Origin of the sequence: Mesorhizobium sp. M0751, assembly GCF_040320265.1 — a bacterium.
Classification (GTDB): domain Bacteria; phylum Pseudomonadota; class Alphaproteobacteria; order Rhizobiales; family Rhizobiaceae; genus Mesorhizobium.
In genome coordinates this window covers 386,700-401,051 of record NZ_JAMYPH010000004.1, presented here as the reverse complement: position 1 = coordinate 401,051, position 14,352 = coordinate 386,700, and the positions used below count along the sequence as shown (strand labels likewise).

Annotated in this window: 14 protein-coding genes; 7 read left to right on the top strand and 7 right to left on the bottom strand. The window is 61.4% G+C overall.

The window, feature by feature from the left end:
- Positions 1-96: 96 nt before the first annotated feature.
- Positions 97-843: an SDR family oxidoreductase gene (locus NKI19_RS09710; RefSeq protein ID WP_352488309.1), complete on the top strand. Its 747-nt coding sequence runs from the start codon at positions 97-99 to the stop codon at positions 841-843.
- A gap of 63 nt (positions 844-906) precedes the next feature.
- Here NKI19_RS09710 and NKI19_RS09705 read toward each other — a convergent pair whose 3' ends face one another.
- From NKI19_RS09705 to NKI19_RS09690, 4 genes are all read right to left on the bottom strand, one after another.
- On the bottom strand, positions 907-1,683 hold the full coding sequence (locus NKI19_RS09705) for an SH3 domain-containing protein (RefSeq protein WP_352566409.1): 777 nt from the start codon (positions 1,681-1,683) through the stop codon (positions 907-909).
- Positions 1,684-1,942: 259 nt separating this feature from the next.
- A complete protein-coding gene (locus NKI19_RS09700) occupies positions 1,943-3,229 on the bottom strand; it encodes an NAD(P)/FAD-dependent oxidoreductase (RefSeq protein WP_352488311.1) in 1,287 nt (428 codons plus the stop codon).
- Positions 3,230-3,318: 89 nt separating this feature from the next.
- A complete protein-coding gene (locus NKI19_RS09695; RefSeq protein ID WP_352502066.1) occupies positions 3,319-3,687 on the bottom strand; it encodes a four helix bundle protein in 369 nt (122 codons plus the stop codon).
- Positions 3,688-3,737: 50 nt separating this feature from the next.
- On the bottom strand, positions 3,738-5,171 hold the full coding sequence (locus NKI19_RS09690; RefSeq protein WP_352488315.1) for a glutamine synthetase family protein: 1,434 nt from the start codon (positions 5,169-5,171) through the stop codon (positions 3,738-3,740).
- A 169-nt stretch (positions 5,172-5,340) separates the two neighbouring features.
- Here NKI19_RS09690 and NKI19_RS09685 point away from each other — a divergent pair, with 169 nt between their 5' ends.
- A complete protein-coding gene (locus NKI19_RS09685; RefSeq protein ID WP_352488577.1) occupies positions 5,341-6,057 on the top strand; it encodes an HAD family hydrolase in 717 nt (238 codons plus the stop codon).
- Positions 6,058-6,089: 32 nt separating this feature from the next.
- Here NKI19_RS09685 and NKI19_RS09680 read toward each other — a convergent pair whose 3' ends face one another.
- Positions 6,090-6,479, bottom strand: a complete 390-nt coding sequence (locus NKI19_RS09680) for an ANTAR domain-containing protein (protein WP_352488317.1) — start codon at positions 6,477-6,479, stop codon at positions 6,090-6,092.
- A gap of 431 nt (positions 6,480-6,910) precedes the next feature.
- Between NKI19_RS09680 and NKI19_RS09675 the strand changes: the two genes are divergently transcribed.
- Positions 6,911-7,372 carry a RidA family protein gene (locus NKI19_RS09675; RefSeq protein ID WP_352488318.1) on the top strand — a complete coding sequence of 154 codons (462 nt, stop codon included), beginning with the start codon at positions 6,911-6,913 and terminating at the stop codon, positions 7,370-7,372.
- 65 nt (positions 7,373-7,437) lie between these two features.
- On the opposite strand, the gene NKI19_RS09670 is transcribed toward NKI19_RS09675, so the two are convergent.
- Together NKI19_RS09670 and aceA are read right to left on the bottom strand one after the other, a co-directional pair.
- Positions 7,438-7,680, bottom strand: a complete 243-nt coding sequence (locus NKI19_RS09670; protein WP_023719402.1) for an SMc00767 family acetate metabolism repressor — start codon at positions 7,678-7,680, stop codon at positions 7,438-7,440.
- A 61-nt stretch (positions 7,681-7,741) separates the two neighbouring features.
- Positions 7,742-9,031 carry an isocitrate lyase gene (gene aceA / locus NKI19_RS09665; RefSeq protein ID WP_352488319.1) on the bottom strand — a complete coding sequence of 430 codons (1,290 nt, stop codon included), beginning with the start codon at positions 9,029-9,031 and terminating at the stop codon, positions 7,742-7,744.
- A 239-nt stretch (positions 9,032-9,270) separates the two neighbouring features.
- On the opposite strand from aceA, the gene NKI19_RS09660 reads away from it, so the two are divergent.
- The 4 genes from NKI19_RS09660 to NKI19_RS09645 all read left to right on the top strand — a co-directional run bounded on the left by NKI19_RS09660 (position 9,271) and on the right by NKI19_RS09645 (position 14,339).
- Positions 9,271-10,722, top strand: a complete 1,452-nt coding sequence (locus tag NKI19_RS09660) for a helix-turn-helix domain-containing protein (RefSeq protein WP_352488320.1) — start codon at positions 9,271-9,273, stop codon at positions 10,720-10,722.
- A 154-nt stretch (positions 10,723-10,876) separates the two neighbouring features.
- A complete protein-coding gene (locus NKI19_RS09655) occupies positions 10,877-11,776 on the top strand; it encodes a DUF2167 domain-containing protein (RefSeq protein WP_352488322.1) in 900 nt (299 codons plus the stop codon).
- A 165-nt stretch (positions 11,777-11,941) separates the two neighbouring features.
- A complete protein-coding gene (locus NKI19_RS09650; protein ID WP_352488323.1) occupies positions 11,942-12,889 on the top strand; it encodes a DMT family transporter in 948 nt (315 codons plus the stop codon).
- Positions 12,890-13,241: 352 nt separating this feature from the next.
- Complete coding sequence (locus NKI19_RS09645; RefSeq protein ID WP_352488325.1) at positions 13,242-14,339, top strand: polyamine ABC transporter substrate-binding protein; 1,098 nt, start codon at positions 13,242-13,244, stop codon at positions 14,337-14,339.
- Positions 14,340-14,352 lie beyond the last annotated feature (13 nt).

Sequence of the window (14,352 nt, the reverse complement as noted above, 5' to 3'; positions counted from 1 at the left end):
GCGAAAGCCAAAGGAGAAATCGGCAATGGACACACATCTTTCGATGGCCATGGCCAAACGCGTCGTCGATCGCCTTCAATGATAAGTGAGAAAAGCATGCGCCTCAAAAACAAGGTCGCCATCATCACCGGCGCCGCCTCGGGCTTTGGCGAGGGCATGGCCAGGCGCTTTGCCGAGGAGGGCGCGCGGGTAGTCGTCGCCGATCTGAACGCCAAGGGCGCAGAGCGCGTCGCCGGCGAGATCGGCGAAAAGGCGATCTGGACCCAGACCGACGTCTCGCTGCGGTCCGAATTCGACGACATGGTCCGTGCTGCAATGAGCGCCTTCGGCCGCATCGACATCATGGTCAACAATGCCGGTTACACCCATCGCAACGGTGACATGCTGGAAGTCGATGAGGCGACCTTCGACCTGATCATTTCAGTCAACATGAAGGCGATCTACCACGCAGCACTTGCCGTGGTACCGGTGATGGAGCGGCAAGGCGGTGGCGTCATCCTGACGACGGCCTCCACGGCCGGTGTCAGGCCGCGGCCTGGCCTCACCTGGTACAACGCATCGAAAGGCTGGGCGATCACCGCGACCAAATCGATGGCGGTGGAACTCGCGCCGAAGAACATCCGCGTCAACTGCCTCTGCCCGGTTGCCGGCGAGACCGGCATGCTCGCGAAATTCATGGGCGCCGACACACCCGAGATCCGCGAGAAGTTCCGCGCGTCGATCCCGCTCGGCCGGCTTTCGACACCGCTCGACATAGCCAATGCCGCGCTTTGGCTCGCTTCGGACGAGGCGGCTTTCATCACCGGCGTGGCGCTGGAAGTCGATGGCGGGCGTTGTATTTGAACGGTCCAGTCATCCGGCGGAGGACGGGCTGATGGCGAGCGACCCCCGATTGCTCTGCCGGCCCTACGCCCCGGTTTTGACGTAGCTCTTGTAGACCCAGCCGCGCTTGCCGTTGTAGACGATCTGGCACCATTGCTTGCAGCTCATCACTTGCACCGAGGTCTTGGCCGGCACCGTGAGAATGGCGGCCGCATTCTTCTTTGGGCCGGTGCGCATGGTAACGGATCTCAGGATCCGTCCGGATTTTGCCTTGGTGCTGTTGTCGTCTTCGCTCGCGGTCTGCGCCGCCGGTTGCGGCTTGGGCGTGGGAATGGCGGCGGTCTGCGCGCCGTCAGGCCCTGTGTTCTTCGTCGAGCTGCCGGGAGCCGCCACCTTGGCAAACAATGCCGCAGCGTCGGGTTTTGCTGCCGGGTCGGCGAATGCCACCGAAGCAGACGATTTATCGGCCGCCTGCTCGGTCTGGCTTGCCAGCTGGTCGGATGCTGCCGTGGCGGCGGCCGATGCCGTCTTTGGCCCCGTCCAGCGCGGATCATTGGGAGCCAGCGCTGGTATCTCGGCTTCCGCTGCGGCCACCGCTGGGGAAACTGCATCTGCCTTGCCCGTCGTCCTCGGCGCCGCAGCAACCTTGGCAGGCATGATCTTCGTCGTCTTGACCGGGATGGTCGGAACGATCTGCTCAGGGCTTGCGGCCGCTTGTCGCTCATTTGCCGGCAATGCCAGCCACAGCGCCACAGCGGCAACGCCGAGCAGTGCGGCCGTGCCAAGCGCGGCGATTACCAGATGCGCGTTCGACCGGACCCCGTGCCAGAACGTCGGCCGCATATCGTAACCGAATTGCATCGCAAGGCGCCGTCGTTCCGGCGCGCCGAAACTGAAGGGCTCTCTCACTCTTGCTACCTCCATTTGCGGGCCGATGTTCTTACGACCGATGCCGGAGAGCCGGCATTTCGATCGGCATCGGTCCCAAACCAAAAGCGGGCAGGCCCGCAAGAATTCCCCGTTCAGCTGCCCACGAGCATCATCTTTCGCCCGCGATTGTGGCATCACTGCGCCCTTGGCGGGAATTCTGCGCCCTGGTTAAGGATTCTGCAACGTTTGGTTAGATTCTGTCCCGCAACGCGTACCAGTTGAGCGCAAGAAAGAGCAGTGGCGCGCGCAAACGCCGGCCGCCGGGGAAGGGTGGAATTTTCAGGTCCTCGATCAGCTTCAGCCGGTCGCGGTTGCCGGCGACCGTCTCGGCATAAAGCTTGCCGAAAAAGTTCGACAGCATGACGCCGTGGCCGGAATAACCGCCGACCGAGATCACATCGGGCATCACTTCGCGCACGAACGGCTTTCTCGGCACGGTGATGCCGACATAGCCGCCCCAGCCATGGGTGATCTCAACATCCTTCAGTGCCGGATAAATCTCTGCGATCTGCCGGCGAATGTGGATGTGGATGTCCTTGGGATCGTTGACCGCGTAGATCTCGCGCCCGCCAAACAGCAGCCGCCCATCCTTCGATTTGCGGAAATAGCGCACGACGAAGCGCGAATCGTCGACCGCCTCGCCACCCGGCAACACTTTGGAATCGGCTCCCAGCGGTACCGTCGCGCCGATGAACGAGCCGATCGGCATGATATGCGCGGCACTCACCGGTTCGAGCGCGCCGCCATAGGCATTGACCCCGATCAGGCATTTAGCGGCGGTGATCGTGCCCTTCGGCGTCACAACCCTGACCTTGCCGCCGCCGGAGGTGATGCCGGTCGACGGCGTCTGCTCGAAAAGCTTTGCGCCGGCCTGTGCTGCGACTTTCGCGGTGCCGATCACCAGCTTCAGCGGATGGATATGGCCGGTGCCGGTGTCGCGGGTGCCGCCGAAATAATGCGTCGAGCCCAGCCGCTCGGCTGTCTCCGCGGCATCCATGAATGAGATGTGCGGATAGCCGAAACGGCTCGCCATGATCTCGGCATGCGCCTTGTAGTCGTCGACATAGCGCTTCTTGTGCGCCACCGACATCTGGCCGGGCATATAGTCGATCTCGATCTGATGCACCGCGGCGAAATCGAGCAGATGCGCCTTGGCCTCTTCGGCCAGGTCGAACAGCGCCTTGGCGCGGGAAAAGCCGTATTCCGCTTCCAGCTCCTCTGCCCAGGCGCGCTGTCCGGTGCCGAGCTGGCCACCATTGCGGCCCGATGCGCCATCACCGAAACGATGGGTTTCGATCAGCACGACATCCGCGCCTGTCTTGGCGAGGTGAGCCGCCGCCGACAGGCCGGTAAAGCCGCCGCCGACAATCACCACATCGCATGTCCGGTCGCCGTCGAGCGCTGGATATTCGGGCCTCGGTCCGGCCGTGTCTTCATACCAGGAGCGGCCGGGGGAGATTGGGGATTGGTAAGTCATGATGCTCGGCTAGGGGAGTAGGGCAGTAGGGCAGTAGGGCAGTAGGGCAGTAGGGCAGTAGGGCAGTAGGGCAGTAGGGCAGTAGGTGTCTATTCAGCCGACAGCTTGCGGATCAGAAGCCGCAAGAGCTTTCCTACGCTCTCGCTGTGTGGCATCAATGACTCGACCGCCTCGCGAGAGGTAATTCCAACCCGTTGCGCGATTAGAAGGTGTGTCTCCAGTTCCTTGAGTGATCCCTGGGCGATCCTGAGAAACTGCTGGTAGGAAGCTCGGCTTTCTCGGCCGTAACCCTCGGCGATGTTGGCGGGCACCGACGTTGCTGCCCGACGCACCTGACCCGTCAGCCCGTAGATCTCGTCTTTCGGCCAAGTCCTTGTTACTTGGTAGATTGCAACTGTTAGGTCCATGGCTTGCTGCCAAACGATCAGATCCCTGTACGATGCGATCTTGTCCGTCATCCTTGCCCTACTGCCCTACTGCCACATTGCCCTACTCCCCTACTCCCCTACTACACGTTCAGCAGCAAATACTCCCTCTCCCACGGGCTGATCACTTCCATGAAGGTCTCGAATTCCGCTCGCTTGATCGCCGCATAGGTGGCGGCAAATGACTTGCCGAGCAGCGCGCAGAGTTCCTCGTCTGCCTCGAACAGGTCGACGGCTTCGAGCAGGCTGCGCGGCAGGTCGATCTGGTCCTCGTTGGCGGTCGTCAGAACCGGCGGCTCGGCCTGGATCTTGTTGATCATGCCGATCAGCCCGCAGGCGAGCGATGCCGCCATCGCAAGATAGGGATTGGCGTCCGAGGAGGGGATGCGGTTTTCGACGCGCCGCGCCGCCGGGTCGGAGCGGGGCACGCGGAAGGCCGTGGTGCGGTTGTCGTAGCCCCATTTGTTGTTGACCGGCGCCGAGGCCGACTGCGTCAGCCGCCGGTAGGAATTGACGTAGGGCGCAAACATCACCAGCGCGTTCGGCACATGTTTCTGCATACCGCCGATGAAATGGAAGAAGGCCTCGGTCTCCGAGCCGTCCTCCGCCGAAAAGACGTTCTTGCCGGTCTTCTTGTCGATGATCGACTGATGGATATGCATGGCAGAACCGGGCTGCCCCTGTATCGGCTTGGCCATGAACGTGGCGTAGATCTCGTGTTTCAGCGCCGCCTCGCGGATGGTGCGCTTGAACATGAACACCTGGTCGGCGAGCTCGATTGGATCGCCGTGACGCAGATTGATTTCGAGCTGGCCGGCGCCCTCCTCGTGGATCAGCGTGTCGATCTCCAGGCCCTGGCTTTCGGAGAAATGGTAGATGTCGTCGATCAGTTCGTCGAATTCGTTGACCCCGGCGATCGAATAGCCGGCGCCGCCGCCGATCGGCCGCCCGGAGCGCCCGACAGGCGGGGTGAGCGGGTAGTCCGGATCGGGGTTCTTGCGCACCAGGTAGAACTCGATCTCGGGCGCCACGACCGGTCTCAGCCCACGCTTGTCATAGGCGGCAAGCACGCGCTTCAGCACGTTGCGCGGCGTGAACTCGACCGAGCGGCCGTCCTGGTGGACGAGGTCGCAGATAACCGCCGCGGTAGGATCCTCCTCCCACGGCACCACCGTCAGCGTTGAGAGGTCAGGCATCAGCTTGAGGTCGCCGTCGTCCTCCGGATAGTGGAAGCCGTTGCCGTCCTCCGGATAGCCGCCGGAAATCGTTGTCATGAACACCGCCGAAGGCAGCGCCAGCGAGGTGTTGGAGGTGAACTTCTTCGATGGCATCATCTTGCCGCGCGCAACTCCGGCCTGGTCGGGTGTGATGCATTCGATATCTTCGATGCCGCGCCATTCCAGCCAGGCGCTGACTTCCTTCCAGTTCTTGACGCCACGTTGGTTTTTCACGAAGGCAGGCGTGCGGGCGCGTCCTCCGCGGCTCGACGGACGGACTTCCTTTTTTGCAGGCGGCATCAATCACCAGATTTGTTGCAGATTGTGGAGTATAGCCGTTGCCGACGACGAAAGGGAAGGGGAGCCGGCTGGCGTGCGCCTCGATAACCCCGGGGAACACAACGACTTCCGGATAAAAGCCTCCTGGTTTAGGGTCGGCCTCCCCGCAACGCTGCAATTAATGGGCCGCATGCAACACAGCCGCAAACTGACGACGATCGGCTTCGACGCCGATGACACGCTGTGGCAGAACGAACAGTTCTTCCGCGTGACCGAGAAGCGCTTTGCCGCACTGCTCGCCGACCACGCCGAGGCGGACCGGATCTCGGCAAGATTGCTGGAGGCCGAGAAGCGCAACCTCGCGGTCTACGGCTTCGGCATCAAGGGCTTCACGCTGTCGATGATCGAGACGGCGATCGAGGTCACCAACGGCCTGGTGCCGGCCTCGACTATCGCCGAAATTCTCGCCGCGGGCCGCGAGATGCTCAGCCATCCGATCGAGCCGCTTCCGCATGCGCGCGAAACCGTGGAAAAGCTGACCGGCGCCTACCGCCTGGTGCTGATCACCAAGGGCGACCTGTTCGACCAGGAACGCAAGCTGGCGCAATCCGGCCTGGGCGAGCTGTTTGATGCCGTCGAGATCGTCAGCGACAAGAGCGCGGCCACCTATAGCCGCATCTTCAGCCGCCACGGCGACGGCCCGGAAAAGGGCATGATGGTCGGCAACTCGCTCAAATCGGACGTCGTGCCGGCCATCGAAGCCGGCAGTTGGGGCATCCACGTTCCGCATGAGCTGACCTGGGTGCTGGAACATGTCGAGCCGCCGGTCTCGGCACCACGCTTTCGCCAGATAGCCAATCTCGGTGAACTGCCGGGCTTGATCGAGCATATCGGCGAGACTGATTGATCAGGTCTGCAGCCGAGGCATCGCGGTAGGCGTCAATTGCGGCTAATTGCGATCAGCCGGTCGATCACCGGCTGCAGCCGTTCGGTGGTGATCGGCTTGACGACCACTGCATCGATGACGCCGGACAGGCCCAGGCTCTCCGGAGTGCCGGTCTTGACTGAAAGCAGGATCACCGACGGAAGCGATCTGCCTGACGCCCTTCGCAGTGCATCGATACCCGACAGCAAGGCGTCGCAGTCCCCGTTCTCCGCACCGCCGTCGAGAACGACAGTCCCGGGAATCAGCGCGTGCAAGGCCTTTGCCGCGGTTTCGGGAGTTTCCGAGACCGGTTTGAGGCCGGACCGCTCCACGATCTTTGAAACCACGACACGGTTGATCGGTGATTTTCCGACCACCAGCACCCGCGAGAAATCCGGGAGCATCCGCGTCTCCATGTCCCGGCTAACGAAAGGCAGCTGTTTTGCAGTCTCGATATCGCGATTCGCTGGGCACATGGCGGGGGCAGGCCGTTGTTCAATGTTTCAATGCAGGGTTGAAACTTGAGAGGTAATTGGCGTGAGATCACTGCTCATGTCAAGCTCAAATGGCATATCAGGAGAATATCGCAAGAAACATTAAAATTAAAATTAAGTGCTTTTCTTTGCCGCCTCCCGAAGGAGAAGTTGTCACTACAACCGGGCAGGCTTCAGCGAAGTTTGGCTTTGCAGCGCGAACGACCAACTCGCAGCTGTAGCCGGTTTGACGTAAGGTTGAACGAAGGCGAGGCAGGTCTGTCGCGAGCTTGTCGTATCGCCTCGCCGGACTACCCTTCCTCGTTGGCTAGGCACGTCTCTTTGAGCGACGGGAGATGACAATGGAACTCGTGACTCACAAGAAATTCAAAAATGGCCGGTTGATGCCATGGGGAAAGGGTACGGTCGTTACCGGCGCAAAGGGGTTTGTCTACCTTTCCGGAAACACCGCGACCGCCGAGGACTACGATCCGATCGGCAAAAGCGGCGGCGGCACCGTTGGCGATGCGGCCGCGCAGTGGCGCGCAATTCTCACCAACATCAAATCAGATCTGGAAGAGCTTGGCAGTGCGCTCGACCATCTCATTAGGCTGACCTTCTTTGTTAAGGGGCCATTTCCCGATGGCGGCGTGCTGAGCTCGCCCAATTTTCGCCTGGACGTCTTGGACGAATTCTTTGCCGAGCACTGCCCGAAGCACTGCAGCTACAACAACCCGCCGCCCTCGGAAGTTATTGGCGTTGCAGCGCTTGCGCAGCCTGATCTTGTCATTGAAATCGTTGCATTAGCGGCTCTGCCGGATTAGGCAAAGCCGCTGCCTGCGAGGTGCGATAGCATGCGCTCAAAAGAGGCGCCGTGCTATCGAGTTCATCAGTCGTGGCTCCGCTGCGTGACGATGACCGGGATCAGCAGATCGCCCCAGTTGCCGTCGCCGCCATGGTGCCGTGCCGAGCGCACCAGCTCGACCGAGACCCCGGCCTCGACCGCCTTCATCACCGACTGATTGAGCCTGTGCAGATCGTTCGCCAGCATGCGGATGGTCGCCTGCTGGTCGACATTCATGCTGGTGGCCTGCTCTTCGGCCCGTTCCTTGACTCGGCTTATCGATGCCATTGGTCTTCTCCCTGTGTTGCCATGCCCGTTTGGGCGTTTCCTCAGTCTGTCTGCTGCCCTGCTATTCCGCCGCCGGCCTGAACTGGGCGTGCTCGGTCGATTCATGCATGGCCGTGGTCGAAGACTGGCCACCGGTGATCGCCATCGAGACGGCGTCGAAATAGCCGGTGCCGACCTCGCGCTGGTGCTTGGTGGCGGTGTAGCCATTGGCTTCCGCGGCGAATTCCGCCTCCTGCAGTTCCGAATAGGCTGCCATCTGCCGCTCCTTGTAGCCGCGGGCGAGCTCGAACATGCCGAAGTTGAGCTGGTGGAAGCCGGCCAGCGTAATGAACTGGAACTTGTAACCCATGGCGCCGAGTTCCTTCTGGAACTTCGCTATCGTCGCGTCGTCGAGATTCTTCTTCCAGTTGAAAGACGGCGAGCAATTATAGGCAAGCAGCTTGCCCGGATGATGCTTGCGCACGCCGTCGGCAAACGTCCTGGCCTGCGCCAGATCGGGCTTGGAGGTCTCGCACCAGATCAGGTCGGCATAGGGAGCATAGGCGACGGCGCGTGCAATGCAGGGCTCGATGCCGTTGCTGACATGGTAGAAGCCCTCCGCCGTGCGGCCGGCGCCATAATCGACGAAGGGCCTGTCGCGTTCGTCGATATCGGAGGTCAGGAGCTTTGCCGCTTCCGCGTCGGTGCGCGCCACGACCAGCGTCGGCGTACCCATGACGTCGGCGGCAAGCCGCGCCGCGTTGAGGTTGCGGATGTGTGCGGCGGTCGGGATCAGCACCTTGCCGCCGAGATGGCCGCATTTCTTCTCCGAAGCCAGCTGGTCCTCGTAATGGACGCCGGCCGCACCCGCCTCGATGAATGCCTTCATGATCTCGAAAGCGTTGAGCGGCCCACCGAAGCCGGCTTCGGCATCGGCGACGATCGGCGCGAACCAGGTGTCGACCGACAGCCCCTTGCCTTCCGAAATCTCGATCTGGTCGGCGCGCTGCAGGGTGCGGTTGATGCGCTTGACCAGTTCGGGCGCCGCATTGGCGGGATAGAGCGATTGGTCCGGGTACATGGCGGAAGCCGTGTTGGCATCGGCGGCGACCTGCCATCCCGACAGATAGATCGCTTTCAGCCCGGCCCGCACCTGCTGCATCGCCTGGTTGCCCGACATGGCACCGAGCGCATTGACGAAATCCTCTCCGTGGATGAGCTGCCACAGCCGGTTTGCGCCCATTTCAGCAAGGCTCTGCCGGATCTGCACCGAGCCGCGCAGCCGTTTCACGTCGTCCGGCGAATAGGGCCTTTCGATGCCATCAAAGCGGCCTTGCGGCGCCGACGGGACAAGGTTGTAAAAGTCGGTCATTGGTCACTCCAGGCCGTTTTGATGCCGATTTCGGAAGGCGTCACAGAGGGAAAATAACTGCGCCATATGTGTGACACCATTTACATGCCGGCACGATGCAAGCGAGGTAAAGCTTCAGATTGGTCAAAAAATAAGAGAAAACCTGTGTTGTGTTTGACTAATGAGAGCTGTAAATCTGTCATGATTGTAAAAGACCGCCATATCATTGGCGGATGTAAATTTCTGTCAAGGGCAGTCGATTGGCCGACCATAAAATCTTCGCCGGGCCGCGCATTCGCCGCATCCGCAACGCCAAGGGGCTGACCCAGACGGCGATGGCCGAAGGGCTCGGCATCTCGCCGTCCTATCTCAATCTCATCGAGCGCAACCAGCGGCCGCTGACGGTGCAACTGATCCTGAGGCTGGCATCCGTCTACAAGGTCGACCCGCACGAATTGCAGGGCGAGGCGAGGGGGTCGGTGGCCGATTTGAAGGAAGTGTTTTCAGATCCGTTGCTGGCCGGCGAACTGCCGGGCGACCAGGAACTCATCGAGCTTGCCGAGGCGGCGCCAAACGCTTCCGCCGCTGTCATAAAGCTGTTTCGCGCCTATCGCGAGCAGGCCGAGCGATTATCGGATCTCAACGAGCTGCTCGCGCGCGAGGGCAAGGCCACCGCACTCTCCGGTGCCAGGCTGCCGATCGACGAGGTGCATGAGATTTTCGAACGCCGGCCGAACCATTTTGCCGCGCTCGAAGAGGAAGCCGAGGCTTTCACGTCGGTGCTCGATCCCGGCGACGATCTGTTCAGTGCGTTGAAGGCCTGGCTGCGGCGTGAATTCGGCATCGTCGTCAAGGTACTGCCGGTCGCCACCATGCCCAACTGGCGCCGTCGCTATGACCGTCACTCGCAGCGCCTGTTCCTATCCGAGCGCCTGTCGCCATTCGATCAGCTGCGCGAGGTGGCTATGGAGGCCTGCCTGATCCGCATGAGCGTCGCTGTCGCCGCCGAGATCCAGGCGCTGAAGCTGACCACGGACGAAGCCCGCCGGCTGGCGCGTTTCGAGCTTGGCCGCTATGCCGCGCACGCTCTGATGATGCCCTATCAGCCTTTTCACACCGCTGCGGTCCGTGCCCGCTACGACATCGACATGTTGCGGTCGCGCTTCGGCGTTTCCTTCGAGCAGGCGGCGAACCGGCTGACCACCCTGCAGCGGCCCGGTGCGTCTGGCGTGCCGTTCTTCATGCTCGAGGTCGACAGTGCCGGCAATCGGTTCCGCAAGGCGGGCAGCCACGGCTTTCCGCAAAGCCGCTTCGGCGGCGGCTGTCCGAAGCTGCCGGTCCATGCCGCCTTCGCCCAGCCCGGCCAGATCCTGGTCGAGGCATTGGAGATGCCCGACGGTGCGGCGTTCCTGTGCATGGCCCGCACGCTCGAAGGTCCGCAGGGCTCGTTTGCCGAGCGACCGCGCCGCACGGCGCTGCTGCTCGGCTGCGACATCGGTTTTCGCGACGAGGTCGTCTATGGAGCGGCATTGCCGGGGTCGCCCGTCATCGGCAAGACCGGACAAAGCGCCGCTGCACCGGCGACGCCGATAGGCCCTGCCTGCCGGCTGTGCGAGCGCATCGGCTGCCTCGCCCGCGCCGAGCCACCCGTGACACGTCCGCTCGGCCTCGACGAGATGGTGACTGGGCTGTCGGCGTTCGATTTCCAGTAAGGCCGTGGCAGCTTGCTGGCCAGAGAAGATCATACGCGGTTTCACGGCAGGAAAATAACAAGCTGTCCCTTGGGACATTGATCGTCGAAGTATTGATTCAGCATCGGCCGTGAGATATCAAAAGACGAATTGGGCGACGATCGGGGGATCAGGGATGGGCAGGACTTTTTTTTGGCTTGGCTTGGTGCTTGCCTTTTCGATCTGCCCCGCATTTGCGGAAAAGTCCGCGGACTTCTTCAAATCCTATCAACAGTATAATGACGCCGGCAAAGCGTTCCTGGACAAGATCGATCCGAAGACTGGCGCGATAGACCTAGCCGAAGGCGTGCACCTGGACCTCAAGGACAAATTCTATTTTCTGAACAAGAAAGATACTGCCTCCGTCCTGACGGAGGCCTGGGGCAATCCACCCGACGCCGCTTCCGAATCGCTCGGTATGATCTTTCCAGTCAGCAATGACCCCATTGCCGAGAACAATTGGGGAATAGAGCTGAGATGGGAGAAGATAGGCTACGTCGACGACAGCGAGGCGGGATCCATCGACTACAATGAACTGCTGCGCAACATGCGGGCGGATACCTTGTCGGGCAACGATCAAAGGGTAAAGGACGGCTATTCGCCCATCACTCTGATCGGCTGGGCATCACCGCCCGTGTACGACGCAGTCAACAAGCGCCTGCACTGGGCCAAGGAACTGCAGTTCGGAAACGATGCAGTCCACACGCTTAACTACGATGTTCGCTTTCTCGGCAGGGAGGGCGTTTTCGTGATGAGCTACATCGCAACTGTGGACCAGTTGCCGGAGATCAAGCAGAGTCTCGATGAAGTGCTTGATCTTGCTGTCTTCAAGCCCGGCAAGACATATTTGGACTTCAGACCAGGCGTCGATACGGTTGCGGCGATTGGCATCGGTGGCCTCATTGCCGGCAAACTGGCGGCAAAGGCAGGATTTCTGGTGGTAGCGCTCATCGCGCTGAAAAAATTCGGTCTTATCCTGCTGATTCCCTTGGCAGGTCTCTGGCGCTTCATTCGCGGCAACAAGACAACCTCCTAGATCGATTTCATCGGCTCAACTCTCAGGCCTGCTGATAGCTGGGTGCCCCAAACGGAACACCGCGCTGGATCACGCCCGATCCCCGTCTTTGCGTTACGCGATTAAGGCACGTTTCTGTCGTCCGCTGTGCATCGTGCTGCCCCGAAATCGCCGACAGTCGTAGTCATGACCGACATATCATCACCGCAGATCGCCGTTTCGCCTCCGCGAAATGAGGAGCGTATCGGTTTCCTGCTGGTGTTCCTGTCGGCGCTGATGTGGAGCCTCGGCGGTACCATCGCCCGTTTCATCGAGGCCGGCGACAGCTGGACGGTGGTGTTCTGGCGCTCGGTCTGGGCCGCCGCCTTCCTGCTCTGCTTCATGGTCTGGCGCGACGGCTGGCGTGGCACGCTGAAGCTGTTTCGCGGCATGGGCCTGGCCGGTCTTGCGGTGGCGTTCTGCTTCGCCACGGCCTCGACCTCTTTCGTCGTGGCGCTTGCTTATACCACCGTCGCCAACATCCTGCTGATGCAGGCCGGCGTGCCGCTTCTGGCGGCGCTGTTTGCCTGGGCGCTGTTTCGCGAACGGGTGGCGGTGGCGACGTGGGTGGCGATTGCTGCCGTCATTGCCGGCGTCGCCATCATGGTGTCGGAATCGCTCGATGGCGCGGTGTCGCCGATCGGCGACGGGCTGGCGCTGCTCATCGCCGTCATGTTCTCGATCGCCACCGTCATCACGCGCCGCTTTGCCCATGTGCGCATGACCCCGGCGACCTGCCTCGGCACGATGCTGGCGGCCGCCTTTGCGGCATCGCAGGCGTCGGCGCTGGGCGTCTCCAGCCACGATATGGGCTTCCTCTTTGCCTTTGGCGTGATCAATCTGGGGCTCGGCCTCGCCTTCTTCGCCACCGGAGCGCGGCTTGTGCCGGCCGCTGTCGCGGCGCTGCTCGGCACGTTCGAACCGATCCTTGGCCCGATCTGGGTCTGGCTCATCCATTCCGAGGTGCCGTCAGCGCGCACCATCGTCGGCGGTGCGGTCGTCGTCACCGCGCTGCTCGTCCACATCGGGCTCGAGTTCAAGCGTCAGACGCGGCCCGAGCGAGCGGGCGTCACCGGTGTGCCGTCGCCTAATTGATGCAGCGCACGCGTCAAAGCGAGATGAACCATTGACAATGTCGCAGCCGCGCGGGCAGGCTGCGATCACGGCAACAACAAGACAGGCTTATCTTGCCAAGTCTCCATGCCGGCCGCATCGAGGCCGGACAACATCGTCGTCTTCCTGCCCGCGCCGTAGCGAAAGCTTCCGACGGCGCCGGAACACCACCAACGCCACGCCAGATCTTCACTGTCGGCTCGTCGACGGACCATAATGGCGCCGGCAATTCCCGCTTGTCGCCTGCCTGCAAGCCCAATACCCTGAAGCAAATGCCCAGCCGCGCGAACGCCGCGACGAGCTGGCGACGGAACACTCATCAAAGGAGAATAGCATGATCCGCAAAGCGCTCTGGCTTTCGGCGACTTCGGCGTTTTTGGCAGCTTTTACCTTGGGCGCGCATGCCGAGGATCGCGTCGTCAACGTCTTCAACTGGTCGGACTATATCGACAGTTCGATCATCGACGACTTCACCAAGGAAACCGGCATCAAGGTCGTCTACGACACTTTCGATTCCAACGAGATCCTGGAAACGAAACTGCTCGCCGGCGGCAGCGGCTACGATGTCGTCGTGCCCAGCGGCAATTTCCTTGCACGCCAGATCCAGGCGAATGTGTTCCAGAAGCTCGACAAGTCGAAACTGCCGAACATTTCAAACATGTGGGACACGGTCATGGAACGGACCGCCAAATATGATCCCGGCAACGAATATTCGATCAACTACATGTGGGGTACGGTTGGCATCGGCTACAATATCAAGAAGGTGCAGGCAGCGCTCGGCACCGACAAGATCGACAGCTGGGACGTGTTCTTCAATCCCGAAAGCTTGGCCAAATTGAAGGACTGCGGCGTCTATGTGCTGGATTCGCCGGCCGACATCATACCGGCAGCACTGAAATATCTGGGCCTCAATCCAAACAGCACGTCGCCCGATGAGATTGCCAAGGCCGAAGAAACCTTGCTGAAGGTCCGGCCCTATATCCGCAAGTTCCACTCGTCCGAATATATCAACGCCCTTGCCAATGGCGACATCTGCCTGGCGGTCGGCTGGTCGGGTGACGTCTTCCAGGCCCGCAACCGCGCCGACGAAGCCAAGCAGGGCGTCGAGATCGGCTATTCCGTGCCGAAGGAAGGTGCCCAGATGTGGTTCGACCAGATGGCAATCCCGGCCGATGCGCCGCATGTCGCCGAAGCGCATGAGTTCCTGAACTACATGATGAAGCCCGAAGTGATCGCCAAATCGTCGAACTATGTGCTCTATGCCAACGGCAACAAGGCTTCGCAGCAGTTCGTCGACAAGGCGATCCTGGAAGATCCGGCGATCTATCCGGACGCCGCCACCTTGCAGAAGCTCTACACCGTCTCGCCCTACGATCCCAAGACCCAGCGCATCATCACCCGCACCTGGACCAAGATCGTCACCGGCCAATAACAATCTGACCAGG

What these genes read in the sequence shown, in the direction of transcription:
- aceA (WP_352488319.1), bottom strand. Translation starts at nt 9,031, where the DNA reads ATGACCGACTTTTACAACCTTGTCCCGTCGGCGCCGCAAGGCCGCTTT.
- NKI19_RS09700 (WP_352488311.1), bottom strand. Translation starts at nt 3,229, where the DNA reads ATGACTTACCAATCCCCAATCTCCCCCGGCCGCTCCTGGTATGAAGAC.
- NKI19_RS09645 (WP_352488325.1), top strand. Translation starts at nt 13,242, where the DNA reads ATGATCCGCAAAGCGCTCTGGCTTTCGGCGACTTCGGCGTTTTTGGCA.
- NKI19_RS09710 (WP_352488309.1), top strand. Translation starts at nt 97, where the DNA reads ATGCGCCTCAAAAACAAGGTCGCCATCATCACCGGCGCCGCCTCGGGC.
- NKI19_RS09695 (WP_352502066.1), bottom strand. Translation starts at nt 3,687, where the DNA reads ATGACGGACAAGATCGCATCGTACAGGGATCTGATCGTTTGGCAGCAA.
- NKI19_RS09705 (WP_352566409.1), bottom strand. Translation starts at nt 1,683, where the DNA reads ATGCAATTCGGTTACGATATGCGGCCGACGTTCTGGCACGGGGTCCGG.
- NKI19_RS09675 (WP_352488318.1), top strand. Translation starts at nt 6,911, where the DNA reads ATGGAACTCGTGACTCACAAGAAATTCAAAAATGGCCGGTTGATGCCA.
- NKI19_RS09685 (WP_352488577.1), top strand. Translation starts at nt 5,341, where the DNA reads ATGCAACACAGCCGCAAACTGACGACGATCGGCTTCGACGCCGATGAC.
- NKI19_RS09690 (WP_352488315.1), bottom strand. Translation starts at nt 5,171, where the DNA reads ATGCCGCCTGCAAAAAAGGAAGTCCGTCCGTCGAGCCGCGGAGGACGC.
- NKI19_RS09655 (WP_352488322.1), top strand. Translation starts at nt 10,877, where the DNA reads ATGGGCAGGACTTTTTTTTGGCTTGGCTTGGTGCTTGCCTTTTCGATC.
- NKI19_RS09670 (WP_023719402.1), bottom strand. Translation starts at nt 7,680, where the DNA reads ATGGCATCGATAAGCCGAGTCAAGGAACGGGCCGAAGAGCAGGCCACC.
- NKI19_RS09650 (WP_352488323.1), top strand. Translation starts at nt 11,942, where the DNA reads ATGACCGACATATCATCACCGCAGATCGCCGTTTCGCCTCCGCGAAAT.
- NKI19_RS09680 (WP_352488317.1), bottom strand. Translation starts at nt 6,479, where the DNA reads ATGCTCCCGGATTTCTCGCGGGTGCTGGTGGTCGGAAAATCACCGATC.